The sequence below is a fragment of the Cryobacterium sp. Hh38 genome (assembly GCF_004403235.1).
Lineage (GTDB): Bacteria > Actinomycetota > Actinomycetes > Actinomycetales > Microbacteriaceae > Cryobacterium > Cryobacterium levicorallinum.
Genome location: NZ_SOHD01000003.1, coordinates 41241 through 55167 on the forward strand (window position 1 = coordinate 41241; position 13927 = coordinate 55167).

Annotated in this window: 15 protein-coding genes; 12 read left to right on the forward strand and 3 right to left on the reverse strand. The window is 63.6% G+C overall.

The annotated features are described in order from the left end of the window. Window positions 1–81: 81 nt before the first annotated feature. Complete coding sequence (locus tag E3T41_RS01680; RefSeq protein ID WP_092452920.1) at window positions 82–690, reverse strand: hypothetical protein; 609 nt, start codon at window positions 688–690, stop codon at window positions 82–84. Next, on the reverse strand, window positions 677–1246 hold the full coding sequence (locus tag E3T41_RS01685; RefSeq protein WP_092452917.1) for an RNA polymerase sigma factor: 570 nt from the start codon (window positions 1244–1246) through the stop codon (window positions 677–679). The genes E3T41_RS01680 and E3T41_RS01685 overlap by 14 nt, the downstream gene beginning before the upstream one ends. A 648-nt stretch (window positions 1247–1894) precedes the next feature. On the opposite strand from E3T41_RS01685, the gene E3T41_RS01690 reads away from it, so the two are divergent. After that, entirely contained in the window at window positions 1895–2869 is a 975-nt protein-coding gene (locus tag E3T41_RS01690) for an alpha/beta hydrolase (protein ID WP_134477020.1), read from the forward strand. 70 nt (window positions 2870–2939) lie between these two features. Then, the gene (locus tag E3T41_RS01695; RefSeq protein WP_198416381.1) at window positions 2940–3956 is read left to right on the forward strand and encodes a hypothetical protein; all 1017 of its coding nucleotides are present in this window, start codon (window positions 2940–2942) and stop codon (window positions 3954–3956) included. 105 nt (window positions 3957–4061) lie between these two features. Here the strand turns inward: E3T41_RS01695 and E3T41_RS18880 are convergent, their stop codons facing one another. Further along, the gene (locus tag E3T41_RS18880; RefSeq protein WP_369828688.1) at window positions 4062–4241 is read right to left on the reverse strand and encodes a hypothetical protein; all 180 of its coding nucleotides are present in this window, start codon (window positions 4239–4241) and stop codon (window positions 4062–4064) included. A 381-nt stretch (window positions 4242–4622) separates the two neighbouring features. Here E3T41_RS18880 and E3T41_RS01705 point away from each other — a divergent pair, with 381 nt between their 5' ends. From E3T41_RS01705 to E3T41_RS18315, 10 genes are all read left to right on the forward strand, one after another. Then, window positions 4623–5015, forward strand: coding sequence for a metalloregulator ArsR/SmtB family transcription factor (locus E3T41_RS01705; RefSeq protein ID WP_134473486.1), 393 nt, complete (start codon window positions 4623–4625; stop codon window positions 5013–5015). Further along, complete coding sequence (locus E3T41_RS01710) at window positions 5008–6246, forward strand: MFS transporter (protein ID WP_134477023.1); 1239 nt, start codon at window positions 5008–5010, stop codon at window positions 6244–6246. Before E3T41_RS01705 ends, E3T41_RS01710 begins: the two co-directional genes overlap by 8 nt. Window positions 6247–6399: 153 nt before the next feature. Further along, window positions 6400–6843, forward strand: coding sequence for a hypothetical protein (locus E3T41_RS01715; protein ID WP_134477026.1), 444 nt, complete (start codon window positions 6400–6402; stop codon window positions 6841–6843). A gap of 93 nt (window positions 6844–6936) precedes the next feature. After that, complete coding sequence (locus tag E3T41_RS01720) at window positions 6937–7530, forward strand: DUF305 domain-containing protein (protein WP_134477028.1); 594 nt, start codon at window positions 6937–6939, stop codon at window positions 7528–7530. 330 nt (window positions 7531–7860) lie between these two features. Beyond that, complete coding sequence (locus E3T41_RS01725; RefSeq protein WP_166791478.1) at window positions 7861–8520, forward strand: M23 family metallopeptidase; 660 nt, start codon at window positions 7861–7863, stop codon at window positions 8518–8520. Further along, on the forward strand, window positions 8513–9772 hold the full coding sequence (locus E3T41_RS01730; RefSeq protein WP_166791479.1) for a M23 family metallopeptidase: 1260 nt from the start codon (window positions 8513–8515) through the stop codon (window positions 9770–9772). The genes E3T41_RS01725 and E3T41_RS01730 overlap by 8 nt, the downstream gene beginning before the upstream one ends. 22 nt (window positions 9773–9794) lie before the next feature. Then, window positions 9795–10721 carry a hypothetical protein gene (locus E3T41_RS01735; RefSeq protein WP_104132695.1) on the forward strand — a complete coding sequence of 309 codons (927 nt, stop codon included), beginning with the start codon at window positions 9795–9797 and terminating at the stop codon, window positions 10719–10721. 223 nt (window positions 10722–10944) lie between these two features. Further along, on the forward strand, window positions 10945–11859 hold the full coding sequence (locus E3T41_RS01740) for a DUF808 domain-containing protein (RefSeq protein ID WP_134477037.1): 915 nt from the start codon (window positions 10945–10947) through the stop codon (window positions 11857–11859). Between the two features lie 151 nt (window positions 11860–12010). Next, window positions 12011–13105 (forward strand): SDR family oxidoreductase, encoded by a 1095-nt coding sequence (locus tag E3T41_RS01745; protein ID WP_134477040.1) that lies wholly within the window; start codon window positions 12011–12013, stop codon window positions 13103–13105. Between the two features lie 481 nt (window positions 13106–13586). Next, complete coding sequence (locus E3T41_RS18315) at window positions 13587–13775, forward strand: ANTAR domain-containing protein (protein ID WP_092452877.1); 189 nt, start codon at window positions 13587–13589, stop codon at window positions 13773–13775. Window positions 13776–13927 lie beyond the last annotated feature (152 nt).

A 13927-nucleotide genomic window follows, 5' to 3' on the forward strand; every position in this document is an offset into this window, starting at 1 on the left:
CGCACTGACCGCCGTGACGTTCCGATATGAGATGGGACGATTCCACGCACTTTTCCCGCCAGCCGCACTCGCGGACCTGGATCAGCCAGGGAACGCTGCGTCGTAGACCGCGCGAAGCTCGGCACTGTCGGCCCCGGTCACGCCGCATCCCGTGATCGTTCCATCGACTGCGCCGACGAGGTAGCTCTGGCCGACCGCGAAGGGCACGCCCGAGAAATCGGAGGTCATCGCGTCGACCTGCGCCACCTCTACGCGGTCGGCGACCTCGCCGACAAAGCGCTCTGTGACCTCCAGCAAAACGGTGTTGCCCTGGATCTGCAGCACCGTCGCGGCGAACGCCTGCTCCTGCGCCGCGACGGTCGTCGGCTCGAGTACGAGGCAGCTACCGCTCGCGAGGCCTCCACCCATGGGAGGCTGCAGCGCCTCGACGGTGGGTTCCGGACCACCGAGAACGAGGGGTACGACAATAGCGGCGGCGATGGCGAGGCCCGCGGCAACGCCGGCCACCGGCATCCACCGCCGGAACGCGCGTCGCGGTGTCTCGGGGGTGACAGTCGGGGTGGTGACGGATTGGTCGGTCATGATCTGCTCCATTCTGTGGTCGAGCCACGTCGGCGAGGCAGGGGGCAGCGCGCGGGTCGGATCGGCGGCGCGCAGCTGATCGCGCAGCGCACGGTCATCGTCGTGCATCGTCGCTCCCTTCGTTGTAAGGTACATGTCCGGTCGGGTGGCCCGATTTCAGTAGCTCCTGCTTGAGGCGCGCCTTCGCGCGATGCAGCCGGATCGCCGCTGCGTTCGCGCTGACGCCGAGCACAACGGCAATCTGCGGGCTCGTCAACTCGTCCCACGCCCACAGCCGCAGGATCTCGGCATCGTCTCGACGCAGGCCGGCGAGGGCTGCGGTCACGCGGGCCGCCACGGCAGTGCCTTCATCGACGGTGGATGCTGCCGGGTTCTCGTGTGCAACGGCCGCCGGCGGGTCGATCGCGATGATGCGGCCGATGAGACGGGTGCGGCGACGCTCGGCGCGTTGGGCGTTGCTGAGGCACTGTCGAGCGACGACGATCGCCCAGGGGAGGGCATCGTCGGGCACCTCGTCGAGGCGGCGCCAGCACACGAGCAGCGTGTCGCCGATCACATCGTCGGCCGTCGCGGCGTCGGTGCGTCGGTGCAGGTAGCGGCGCACAGGGTCGCCGACGAGCGCAACGAGGTTGCGCATCCGCTTTTCGCGCTGGGTGTCGGTCACAACTCTCATACTGAGGCATGTCCGGCAGAGGCGCGAGGATTTCATGCGAGGCACGCTCGCACCGTTTCACCCCGTCGGTTCCCGGCCTGGGCCAAATCTTTGCCCCTCTACGTGGGCCTTGCGGCCGGGAAAGGCCTGGATGCTCGATGCGGTGTCGACTGCCGCATCATCGAGAATTTGCTGCCAGCACTCAATGACAATCCGTGCACAGCGAGGTGATTACCGGCGGTTCATGAGGGCGTGCAGGGCTGCGCGACGCTCTGCGGTCATCCGAATCCCCGCGAAGCGGTGAGTGCTAATTTCTGCGAACTGGAGGAAAATCGCGCGCCGTGCGGAGGAAAATCGTTCCCCGATTCCCCCGCGATCCGCGCCCTGCTGGGTTTTGCGAACGGCCCACCAAAAGTCCTTGAAGATCGCAAGATCTGCCGAGACTTTTTGTTTCCATTTGACTGCTCATCTTCTTGACTCGATTTCCCGACGGGGAGAAACAACCGGGAGAGCGGTCCGTTCTACGCGATCGAGTCTGGTCCGCCACATGGCGGGTACACCGAACGCAAATGCGTATCGACGGCGGTCCCGTTGCCTTGGCGACAGGCGGCATACTCGGGTCAGGCCACAAAGCCGTGACCGAGACCAATGGAGGTCCACATGACAATTGCAACCCACCCCGCTCCACCGTTCGATGTCGAACTCGGCGCTGTTCTTGCCGTCATTGGAGAAATGCTGCCACCGACGATCACCCCGGAACTCATCGTTCCCTTTCGCCAAGGCGGCCTGCTCGGGACGCCGATCAACGAGATCATCGGAGACCGTCCGATCCGCCATGAGGAGCGAACCATTCCCGGCCCGGTTGGTGCACCAGACCTGACCGTATCGATCTTCTCCCGCACCGATCATGTCGCCGGCGGCCCCGGAATCTATCACCTGCACGGCGGAGGAATGATTATCGGCGACCGGTTCACGGGCGCTGACGAGTATCTCGCCTGGGTTATGGAGTTCGATGCTGTCGTCGTGTCGGTCGAGTACCGTCTGGCGCCGGAGAATCCCGACCCCTACCCCGTTGATGACTCGTACGCCGGACTCGCCTGGATGGCCAATCATGCTGACGGACTCGGTATCGACGTCGACCGAATCGTCATCGGTGGTGCCAGCGCTGGTGGCGGACTGGCGGCCGGAGTGGCCCTCAAAGCGCGCGACCTCGGCACTCCGACCCTCGCCGGTCAGCTGCTGATCTATCCCATGCTCGACGATCGCAATGAAACCGTTTCGAGCCACCAGATTGACGGATTCGGTGTTTGGGACCGCGGGAGCAACGACACGGGCTGGGACTCCCTGCTCGGTGATCGACGCAGGACCGAAAACGTATCTATCTATGCCGCGCCGGCCCGCGCCACCGACCTGACCAATCTTCCGCCAACCTTTATCGACGTCGCGACGGCCGAGGTGTTCCGTGACGAAGACGTCGCCTATGCGACGAAGATCTGGGAACAAGGAGGTATTGCTGAGTTGCACGTCTGGCCCGGCGGATTCCACGGCTTCGACGCGATGGCTCCTCAGGCAGCTCTGTCCCTCGAGGCGCGAGCGGCGCGCGTCGCCTGGTTACACCGCATCCTCGGCGCGTAAAGACATCGTTGTGCCCACCCTTCCCGTCGGCGTCGACTGTTATGGTGGGCACAACGACTAACCCAAATGAGTGGCGAAGATGCAGGAACTCGTGGGTCGTCTCACGGCTCTCGACGCCGAGGCGACCGAAACCATCAAGGTCATCGCGTACTTCGACGCCCTCGTCGCCGGCCACGCCAGCACACAGGTCATCTTGCGGGGGGCCGCGATTTTAAGCGGATGCGCTGCCGGCTTCAGCTCCGACGACGCCGTCCTGCGCATCGACGCTTCGGGGGTTCGCGCTTTGGAACCCTGCACCCGTGATGGATGGCCGTCGCATTCCTTCGGCGGCGGCATGGCCTGGATCGAACGCGAGGGATCAGCTCACGCGAACGACGACATGATCCTCGAACGTTTGGCCATTGCACTCGGGATCGCATGGGAGCAAACATCTCCTGCCGCTGCGACGCGGCGCGCCCTGCAAGTGATCATTGACTCAGAGTCAACGCCACAAGCCCGCCTCGAGGCTACACACCGACTGCGCCTGGTGCCCCGCACGCTCTACCGGGTTTCCGCCACTCCGGAGGACACGATACTGAGTGGGCCCAGCGTCGTTCTCAGCACGGACTTCGGATCCATTCGCGCGGGCCTTCAGGCTACCGAGATCATGGAAGTCGTGGAGCCAACCGAACGCGCCGGGATCGGGATCTCGACACCGCCCGATGCGCTCGACCGATCCTGGGCATCCGCTTTGATCGCGCTTCGGCTCTCATCGGAGCGCGAGCCTGTCGTGAACGCCGAGGAACTCGGAGTCATGTTACTTCTCGCCGATGCAACGGACGGGCGTGCGCATGATTCCCCCGACCTGATCGCGCTGGAAGCTTTGGTGCAGTCACAGCCGCGCGCTGCCGCAATTCTGGAGTCAATCGCAGATACCGACAGCCTGCGCGCCGTCGCTGTGGAAGTCGGACTCCACCACTCGACCGTCCAGGCCAAGGCGGCTGATTTCGCAGACGCCCTGGGGTTCGACCCGCGCTCTCCCCGCGGACGCGTGCGTCTGGCTCTCGCCCTCGCCCTGCGACGCTTGGCCACTAACCGGTTCGACTGAATCCAGGTGCGCTCCTCCAGCGCTGATCATGCCGCCGGGACGAGAATGCGGCGGAGGAGCTCCGCTACCCCTCCGCCGCATTGGCGTGCACTCAGACTGCAAAGTTCAGGATGCAGCCGGGCGAAGCCTCAGCATGCCCGTCTGGAGAACGACCGTGATCACCTTCTCCTCGGCGCCGGCGAGCATCCCCGCGACCAACGCGGTGACTTTCAATCCGGCGTTCGCGCCGAAGTAGCTGGGCAGGCTCAGCCGGGCATCGACAAGCTCCCCGAGAGCCGTTTTCACCGCCAGAGCCAGCGCCTGGACCAGCCCTGCGGCCGACAAACGGTTCGAAGTATGGAAAAGTTGCATCTACGAGGTGCCTCTCGGAGCGATCGAATTGAACCCTAAGTCAGTTTTATTTTTCCTGATCCGACAGGCATTCTCGCTTTAACGCGCCGCCACAACCTCAACTCGACCGGTGGATCGAGGCTAAGAGACCCTGTAGGGGAAGTGTTAAGGACCGGGTTGCGGGCCATCGTTTTCATGACGCTGACACGCGCCGCGACGGGCCCGCTAACCAACGCCATAGCTGGCCGCCAGCGTCTCGCCCGCGGGTTGGACCACCGATCTCACCCGGTCCAGCGCCTCTATCGCAACACAGGATGCATGTGCAATAATCTGCATATGAATGCAGATAAGAAGACGTGCACGCTTGATTCGGATGGGGAGTACGTCGAGCTGGCCGTGGAGGTCTTCGCCATGCTCGCCGACGCGACGCGAATTCGCATCATTCTGGCCCTCCGCGACACAGAGCTGTCGGTCAACCAGCTCGCCGAAACAGTCGACAAGTCTCAAGCTGCAGTCTCCCAGCACCTCGCAAAGCTGCGGCTCGGGCGCATCGTGGCGACCCGCCGCGAGGGCACGCGGGTGTTCTACCGTCTGGCCAATGAGCATGCCCGCCAGCTCGTTGCGGATGCGATTTTCCAGGCCGAGCATGCCGTCGAGGGCACACCGGCACACCACCGGCATCCGCTTGAACGGGCTACTGACGCAGTCGACGGGAGCGCTCATGCTTGAGGTTCTGCGAAACCGCACGTACCGCCGATTGTTCAGCGCGCAAATTGTGGCGCTGATCGGTACCGGACTGCTCACCGTGGCATTGGGCCTGCTCGCCTTCGACCTGGCCGGCGGCGACGCCGGCATCGTGCTCGGCATCGCGCTGACCATTAAGATGCTCGCCTATGTCGGTATTGCCCCGGTGATCTCCGCCCTGACGGCGCACGTGCCGCGCAAGATGCTGCTGGTGTCAGCTGATGTGCTGCGCGCGATCGTCGCGCTCTCGCTGCCGTTCGTCACCGAGGCCTGGCAGATCTACGTGCTCATCTTCGTGCTGCAAGCCGCCTCCGCAACCTTCACCCCGGCATTCCAAGCGCTGATTCCGGCTGTGCTTCCGGATGAAAGTGAATACACCCGGGCATTGTCGCTGTCGCGACTGGCTTACGACCTCGAATCGCTTCTAAGCCCCATCCTGGCCGCCGCCCTGTTGACCGTGATCAGTTACCATTCTCTCTTCGTGGGGACTGTCGTCGGATTCGTGGGTTCTGCCCTGCTCGTGCTCACAACCACCCTGCCTACGCACCTGGTCGCCACTCCAACACCATTTCTGGACCGCCTCACCCGCGGCGTACGCGTCTTCTGGCGCACACCGGAATTGCGCGCGTTGCTCGCCATGAACATGGTCGTCGCGACGTCGACCGGCATGGTCATTGTGAACACCGTCGTACTCGTGCAAAGCCACTTCGGCCGTGCTCAGTCTGACTTCGCCCTCGCTCTGGCCTGCTACGGATTCGGGTCCATGCTCGTCGCGCTCGCGCTTCCACGGGTACTCGAGCGCTTTGACGACCGAAACGTCATGCTGCTCGGCTGTGCGGTGCTGCCCGTCGGGCTTCTATCCCTCGCCGGCATTGTTGTCGCGCCGGCAACACCTTTAACTTGGTCTGGCCTCCTCGTGATCTGGTTCGTGCTCGGTGCCGCGACCTCGTCTATCCTGACGCCGTCGGCACGGCTGTTGCGCCGCTCGTCCGACGAAACGAATCGGCCGGCCGTCTTTGCCGCACAGTTCTCCCTCTCGCACGCCTGCTTCATCGTCACCTATCCTCTCGCCGGGATACTCGGTGCCGTGCTCGGTCTAGCACCGACTGCAGGGGTGCTCGCCGGCATAGGGATACTCGCCGGCATCATTGCGCTTCGGACGTGGACCGCTCCGACGACACCTCTGGCACAGGTGGAATCAACGGTGGCTGCCTGAAGCGTTGCCCGTGCCGTCCGCAGAAAGCGCCGTCACCGCCCGCAGTTGTGCTCGCGTGCGACTGGCATTCAGGATTCACAGCGCGCCGTGGGGTATTCTGCGAGGGAAGACATTGGCAGTTCAATCTTGGCTGTAGGTAATGAAGTAGGTGAAATGACACGGGATCGCGCGGCACAACGGATCTTTGCCCCCGTCTCTTTGTCGCCTTTCGTCGCCTTGCTCGCTCTCGTCGCGCTGCTTTTCGCCGTTTTCGCCATTCATTCCGAGGCCACCGGGCATGCCATGCATACGCCGCCCGCTGCTTCATCGACTGTGTCTGAGCAACAATCTTCGGTGATGGGAATGGGTGCTGTCATGGCTGCTCCCGTCGTTGCTTCGATCTCGTCGGGGAGCCTGGGCGGGATGCTTGATTGCGCCCTTCTCGCGATGACCTGCGTTCTGCTCCTCACGCTCGTCGCCCTGGTGTTCCTGACTCGGCTTCCGGCCACATATCGGCGCCTGCTCGACGCCGGCAGCATCCTCCCGAACTCCTGGCGCACCATCGTCCTGCCGGTTCGGCGCCCCAGCCTCACTCTTCTCTCCATCTGTCGCGTTTAGACCGTGATGTAGTTCCGAGCCAGCACGTGACTTCGGAGCTTTGCCGTGCTTGCGGCCAGTCGGTTTCTACTGCCTACGACGAATGGATGAACAATGTTTAAACCACGAACTTTTCTGTATGCGGCTGTGGCCCTCGCGGCCACTCTCACCCTCAGCTCATGCGCTGGCGGCAGTCCCGCCACCGATTCAGCAGCCCCCTCCGCCAGCCAAACCACAGCGGCGTTTAATTCCGCCGACGTGACCTTTGCGCAGATGATGATCCCCCATCACGCGCAGGCCGTTCAAATGAGCGATGACCTCCTTGCCAAGGACGGTATTGATGAAAGCGTGATCGACCTCGCGACGGAGATCAAGGCCGCTCAGGAACCGGAGATCACGCAGCTGAAAGACTGGTTGATGGCATGGGGCGAAGATGAAAACGGCATGTCGGGCAAGGGCGGCATGGGCGGCGGCTCTGACGGGATGATGTCCGACGACGACATGATGGCGCTGCACGATGCCTCTGGGGTAGAGGCCAGCACCCTGTTCCTGGAACAAATGACGGTGCATCATGAGGGCGCTGTCGCGATGGCGCAGCTCGAAATTGATGATGGGGAGAATGCGGATGCGCAGGCGATGGCCGCCAACATCGTCAAGACGCAGACGGCCGAAATCGACGAAATGGCTAAGCTCCTCGCCTCGCTTTAGAGCGGCACGTCCGGCGGGTCCTTCTCTGGAGGACCCGCCGGTGGAACCCACCGTTCGTTTTCTGAATGACCTGCAAGGACACAAGTATGCATTGCCGTCAAATTCTTTCTCTGCTGCGCGTCGCGGGGGCGGTACTACGTGGATAACACCGGTCACGTCGCCACAGCGCCCCGCCTTCCCGGCGCCATTCCACCAATGTCACGACGCGATTTGCGCGCCATGGAGAGCAGGCTGCGCGCGGGTCGCTCTGACCCCTGGAAAACTGCGCCAGCGGCGAAAGTTGTACCCCGTTCGATCCCGCTGCGCCAGCGCGCTGCGGCCGGAAGCGCCATGGCGATGATCGCTCTCTTCGCAATAAGCACGTCCCTGCCCGCGCTGGCGGTCAACACAGAATCACCGCAAGCCGCTGCTGCGAGCGCCGCCCCGGCGGACGAGCTACAAAGCCTCAGTGCGGAAGGGACGGCATCCGTTCTTATTGAACGCGACGGATACACCATTACGGAAGCACCCGCACCGGCCTCGTACACCGAAGTCGCCAGCAATGGGGAATGGGCCAGCTTAAGTCCGGGCCAGCTCAGCGACCAAGGCTGGGCTCTACCAGTTCTGGGCCGAATATCGAGCCCCTTCGGTTCTCGCCCGAACAAACCCGTTGATGGTGTCGGCGACTTCCACAACGGAACCGACATAGCCGCACCCTGCGGCCAGCCCGTCTTCGCTGCCACCGGAGGCAAAGTTGTCACCTCGGGCTATCAGGGTTCCTATGGCAACTGGATTCTCATCGACCACGGCAATGGCGTCGAGACGGGATATGCCCACAACAGTCAGCTCCTCGTCGACGCCGGTCAACTGGTCGTGGCCGGTGAAATCATCGCCGTAGTGGGATCAACAGGTGCATCCAGCGGCTGCCACGTGCACTTCGAAACCCGCGTCGACGGTGAACGCATCGACGCGGAAATATTCATGAGCACCCGAGGGGTGTCACTTGGCTAGGCGCAGGGCTGGCGCTCGGTTCGCTCTCGTAGCAGTGACGGTTCTGTCGCTCCTTCTGGTCGCGGTGCCGGCCGGCGCAGCCGAGTACCCAAGCTGGTCCGATGTGGAAACCGCACGTTCGTCCGAAGCTGGTAAACAAGCGCAGGTCACGGAGTTGACCGGGCTGATCGCAGGCCTCACCGCCGAAGTGGATGCTGCGCGTGCCGAAGCATCTCGTCGCGCGGCCACCTACGAGGCGGCGCAAAACGCATTCGACGATGCGACCTTGCGAGCAACGAATTTGCGGGACCAGGCCGACGCGGCTTCGGCCGACGCCGCCATTTCGGGCGAACAGGCCGGCCGGCTGGCGGCCATGCTCGCTCGGTCGGGAAACAGCGACCTGTCGTTGTCGCTGTTTTTAGACGGGCCTAGCGCCAGCGACCTTTTGAATCAGCTTGGCTCCATGAGCAAGCTGACCGAGCGGATGAGCGTGGTCTATGAGTCCGCCGCCGCTGATGCAAACTCCGCCAGATCGCTCACGGATCAGGCCCAGGTCGCACAGCAGACGCTCGGCGCGCTAGCCGAGACGGCTGAAACCGCGTTGGCCGACGCGATGGCCGCGAGCATCCGGGTGGAGACGGCACTGGCCGACCAGCAGGAAATTGCCGCAACTCTACAGGCGCAGCTAGCAGTTCTGACCGAGGATCGCGCCGCGACGGAAGCCGACTACGCTGCGGGCGAAGAAATCCGACGGGCAGCCGAAGCTGCCGCCGCGAAAGCGCGCGCCGCCCAGGCTGCTGCGGCCGCCGCTTCGGCGGCCGCAGCAGCGAGCAGGCCTGCGGGCGGCAGCAGCACGCCCAACGGACAGGGCTGGACCTTGCCCGTGTCAGGCTGGATTAGCTCAGCGTATGGGGCTCGACCCAATAAACCGGTGGCGGGAGTCGGTGCGTTCCACTATGGAACCGATATAGCCGCGGGCTGCGGGCAGAATGTGTCGGCCGCATCGGCTGGAACAGTCAGCTACGCCGGCTGGCTGGGCTCCTACGGCAACTGGGTCCTCCTCGACCACGGTGACGGAACCCAAACCGGTTATGCGCACAACAGCTCTCTGCTCGTGAGCACCGGGCAACAGGTTTCCGCAGGCGCCACCATCGCTCTCGTGGGAACGACGGGTGCGTCCAATGGTTGTCACGTGCACTTTGAAACACGCGTCAATGGTGCCCGCGTCAATCCACAACCCTTCATGAGCACTCGCGGAGTCACTCTTGGTTAAATTCAACCGATCACAATGCCGAATGCCGGCCCTGTCGGTATCGCTCGTCGGCCTTATCATCCTTACGGGGTGTTCCACTAATAATCTGGATTCGACGCCCAGCACCAACTCGACGGCGAACGCTGTCGAGCACGTGCATGGCCTCGGCGCCGATCCCCTGACCGGAGATACCTACGCGGCCACCCACCAGGGGGTGTGGCTCATCCCGACCGGCATGCTGCCCGACACTTATCTGGCCGGAGCGCCACGAGCCGACACGACCCAGCCGATACAGATCGCCGGCCTTGCACAGGACACGATGGGTTTCACCGTGGCCGCGCCCGGGCAGTTGTTGGCGTCTGGTCACCCAGATCCGAGCGAACCCAGCGACCTGGCGCTCCCCAACCTGGGGCTCATCTCCAGCACGGACGGCGCCTCATCCTGGACGGCCCTGTCGCTGGCGGGCAAGACTGATTTTCACGATCTGGATGCCGTCCCCCTCGACGACGGCACCCTGCGCGTCTACGGGTACGACGCGGGCGCCGGGAACGTTTCTATCAGTGACGACTCCGGCCTCACCTGGACAGCGGGAGCGAACCTTGCACTCCGCGACCTGAGCGCGGATCCGTCTCAGGCCGAACGGCTCTACGCCACGACCGCCGAAGGCGTCCTGCTGAGCACCGACGTGGGTCGCACCTTCAGCGCGATGCCTGGCGCCCCCGTGCTGCTCCTGCTGGACACCGTCGACGCCAACGCAGGCGGAGGATTGGTCGGTCTGGATCCCAGCGGCGCAGTTTGGCGCCTGGACGGCGAGACGTGGACGCAAACCGGAACGACCGGACGTGCCCCCGAAGCGTTCGCCGTCGTCGGCGGCTCCTCGCCCTGGATCCTCGTCGCAGACGTCACCGGCATCGCTGCCAGCGACGACTTCGGGAAAACCTGGACCGCGCTGGTATCGCTGTCCAGTTAGCATGCGCAGCACCATGCGCGTTCGGATCACATTCAACGATTTCAAACGCGAGCACGTGCCGGTTCCACTCGGCCTTGTGCGAAACGGTCACTCCGTCCGGAGCAGCATCCCCATTTTAAGAGCGGATGCCGAATTGCCACGGCTCGCACCCACCTCCCCCACGGTACTCTGGACTTTATTGTCGGCGCCCTTCACTTGGGCGCCCCCAGCCAAGGAGAACCACATGTCGGTCGGCCTGCTTGCCGTCGTCGATGACATACTCACCGCAGCTCTCAAAGCGAGCGCGAAGACTGCCGGTGTCGTCATCGACGACGCAGCCGTCACCCCGCAATATGTTCAGGGGCTATCACCCGCGCGCGAGCTGCACGTCGTCTGGCGCATCGCCCTCGGCAGTCTGTTTAACAAGTTCGTCATCATCATCCCGCTCGCGTTGCTCCTGTCCGCATTCGCGCCCTGGGTGTTGCCCTGGCTGCTCATCCTCGGCGGCACCTACCTGTGCTTCGAGGGCGCGGAGAAAGTCACCGAATGGTTCGGCGCGCATCACGCCATCGACGAGGCCGAATCACGGGATGAGCGCAAACTCATTTTCGGCGCCATTCGCACCGACCTCATCCTCAGCACCGAGATCATGCTGATCGCGCTGGCCAGCCTCGACCCCGATTTCGGCATCTGGATGACGCTCGGCGCGTTGGTGGTGATCGGCCTCGGCATGACCGTGCTCGTCTACGGCGCGGTCGCGCTCTTAGTCAAGATCGACGACATCGGCCTGTCACTGATGAAAAACCCCGCACGGCGAGTGCGACGCACCGGCGCGCGCATCGTGGCCTCCATGCCCGCTGCGTTCCGAATGATCGGAATCATCGGTACGGTCGCAATGCTGTGGGTTGGCGGCCATTTGGTGATCGTCAACCTCGTCGAGACTTTCTGGCACGGCCCCTATGACGTCTTGCACGCCGTCACGAACGCCATCGTAGCTGCTGGCCCCATCGTCGTCTGGGTCACCGACACCGCGATGTCGGCCGTGTTCGGCCTGATCCTTGGCCTGATCATCGTCGGGATCGTGTTCAAAATATCGGGCCTGCTCAAGCGAAACAGACCAGACGTCGTCGCGGAGGAACGCCCAGCGCCGCGTGTCTAGTTGACGCGTCGACGTAGTTGCCTGCCTCACCTCAGAAACGGATGCCCGCCGGCGGCGGTCGTGGCCCCACCTCCGGTCCGGCAACGTCGTCCCCAAACTGGGCTGCCATGGCGTGAGGAATACCTCCCACACCACACGGTTACACAAAATAATGACTATTTCACCCGAGCCCCACACCCGCACCGCCCTCGTCGTCGGGGCTTCCGGCATCACCGGATCCGCCGTCGTCGACCAGCTCTCCGCCCAGGGCTGGCAGGTTCTCGCCCTGGCCCGCCGCAGCGGCCGCGACCTACCCGGGGTGCGCTGGATCCAGGCGGACCTGCGCTCCGCCGCCGACCTGAAGCGCGCACTGGCCGACGAGAACCCCGAACAGGTCTTCTTCGCCGCCTGGTCACGTCAGGACACCGAGGAACTCAACATCGAGGTGAACGCCGGCATGGTGCGGGACCTCCTCGCCGCACTCGCCCACGCGCCGGTGCGCCACGTCGCCCTCGTCACCGGGCTCAAGCACTACCTCGGCCCGTTCGAGGCCTACGGACAGGGCAATATGCCCGACACCCCCTTTCATGAAGACGAACCGCGCCTCAATGTGGCGAACTTCTACTACGCGCAGGAAGACGAGCTGTTCGCGGCATCCGCTCGCCAAGGGTTTACCTGGTCGGTGCACCGCTCGCACACCGTGATCGGCCATGCCGTTGGCAACCTCATGAACATGGGACTCACCCTCGCCGCGCAGGCGTCTCTGTGCAAGCACCTCAGCATTCCCTTTGTGTTTCCCGGCAGCGAGACCCAGTGGAACAGCGTCACCGACATGACCGACGCGACCATCCTCGCCGAGCAGATGGTGTGGGCCGCGACAACGGATGCCGGGGCCAACGAAGCATTCAATGTCGTCAACGGCGATGTCTTTCGCTGGCGCGCAATGTGGCCGAAGATCGCCGCCTACTTTGACGTCATTCCGGAAGGTTTTGTGAACGAGCCGCGTCCCCTCGAGGTGCAGATGGCCGGCATGGAGCCGGTCTGGGCCGACGTCGCCACCGCACACGGCCTCGTCGAGTCCGATCTGGGGCGCATCGCGTCCTGGTGGCACACCGACGCCGACCTCGGCCGCACCATCGAAGTGTTCACCGACATCACCAAGAGCCGCCTCGCAGGCTTCACCCCGCACCACCGCACGATCGACTCCTTCACGTCCCTATTCGACCGCTATCGTGCAGAGAAGCTCATACCTGGCTCCGCAGCCTGATCTCTTGCGGAGAATAGGTCGATCGACTTTCGCGGTCGTTGTGGGCCTTGAAGTCGGAGCCTCCTCCGGTTAGTGCCCCGCACTCTGGTCGTGCAATCTGCCACCAGCGTCTCCCGCGCACTCTGATCGATCAATGTGTGGTGTTGCTCGACGCCACCGCGGCGAGCCTTCTACTGGCTGATTCAAACGGCAACCTGCAGGTCTCTGCGTCGACGCCTATCGGTCCGGCGCGGTCGTCATGCTGAGCAATATTGCGGCGGACGGATGTCGGTACTCCAATTTTCAGGCAGCACTGTCGCAGGGTTTCCACTCCGTGGATGCCATCCCCCTGCGCTTTCGTCCCAACACCATCGGAGCACTGAATCTGTTTCGAACGCGAATAGGCGCCCTGAGTAGTGAAGACTCCACAATCGGGCAGGCACTGGCAGACGTCGCGACCATCAGTCTCCTTCACGAACGCTCGGCTCGAAAAAATGCCACGATGAATGCGCAATTGCAGCGTGCACTCACCAGCCGGGTTTTCATCGAGCAGGCCAAAGGCGTCATCGCCGCCCGCAACAACATCCATATGGATGAAGCCTTCGAGAGCCTCCGCGAGCACGCCCGGGCGCACCAGGAGCCGATGCACCGGAGTGCCGCAAACGTGATCAACAACGTCGTGATGATCTAGAGGAATCAAGTCCTGAGATCGGCAAGCCGACGCGGGCTTTTCACGTGTCAGTGACGGGCGCTCCTGGGTTCAGCTACTTCGCCAGGAACACGAGCAGCTGCCGGGTCCATTCGTCCTCGTGGGCGCGTGGGCTCGTGGGCGCGTGGGCGCGT

What these genes read in the sequence shown, in the direction of transcription:
- E3T41_RS01710 (WP_134477023.1), top strand. Translation starts at nt 5,008, where the DNA reads ATGCTTGAGGTTCTGCGAAACCGCACGTACCGCCGATTGTTCAGCGCG.
- E3T41_RS01690 (WP_134477020.1), top strand. Translation starts at nt 1,895, where the DNA reads ATGACAATTGCAACCCACCCCGCTCCACCGTTCGATGTCGAACTCGGC.
- E3T41_RS01735 (WP_104132695.1), top strand. Translation starts at nt 9,795, where the DNA reads ATGCCGGCCCTGTCGGTATCGCTCGTCGGCCTTATCATCCTTACGGGG.
- E3T41_RS01725 (WP_166791478.1), top strand. Translation starts at nt 7,861, where the DNA reads ATGGCGATGATCGCTCTCTTCGCAATAAGCACGTCCCTGCCCGCGCTG.
- E3T41_RS01680 (WP_092452920.1), bottom strand. Translation starts at nt 690, where the DNA reads ATGCACGACGATGACCGTGCGCTGCGCGATCAGCTGCGCGCCGCCGAT.
- E3T41_RS01715 (WP_134477026.1), top strand. Translation starts at nt 6,400, where the DNA reads ATGACACGGGATCGCGCGGCACAACGGATCTTTGCCCCCGTCTCTTTG.
- E3T41_RS01705 (WP_134473486.1), top strand. Translation starts at nt 4,623, where the DNA reads ATGAATGCAGATAAGAAGACGTGCACGCTTGATTCGGATGGGGAGTAC.
- E3T41_RS01745 (WP_134477040.1), top strand. Translation starts at nt 12,011, where the DNA reads ATGACTATTTCACCCGAGCCCCACACCCGCACCGCCCTCGTCGTCGGG.
- E3T41_RS01740 (WP_134477037.1), top strand. Translation starts at nt 10,945, where the DNA reads ATGTCGGTCGGCCTGCTTGCCGTCGTCGATGACATACTCACCGCAGCT.
- E3T41_RS18315 (WP_092452877.1), top strand. Translation starts at nt 13,587, where the DNA reads ATGAATGCGCAATTGCAGCGTGCACTCACCAGCCGGGTTTTCATCGAG.
- E3T41_RS01720 (WP_134477028.1), top strand. Translation starts at nt 6,937, where the DNA reads ATGTTTAAACCACGAACTTTTCTGTATGCGGCTGTGGCCCTCGCGGCC.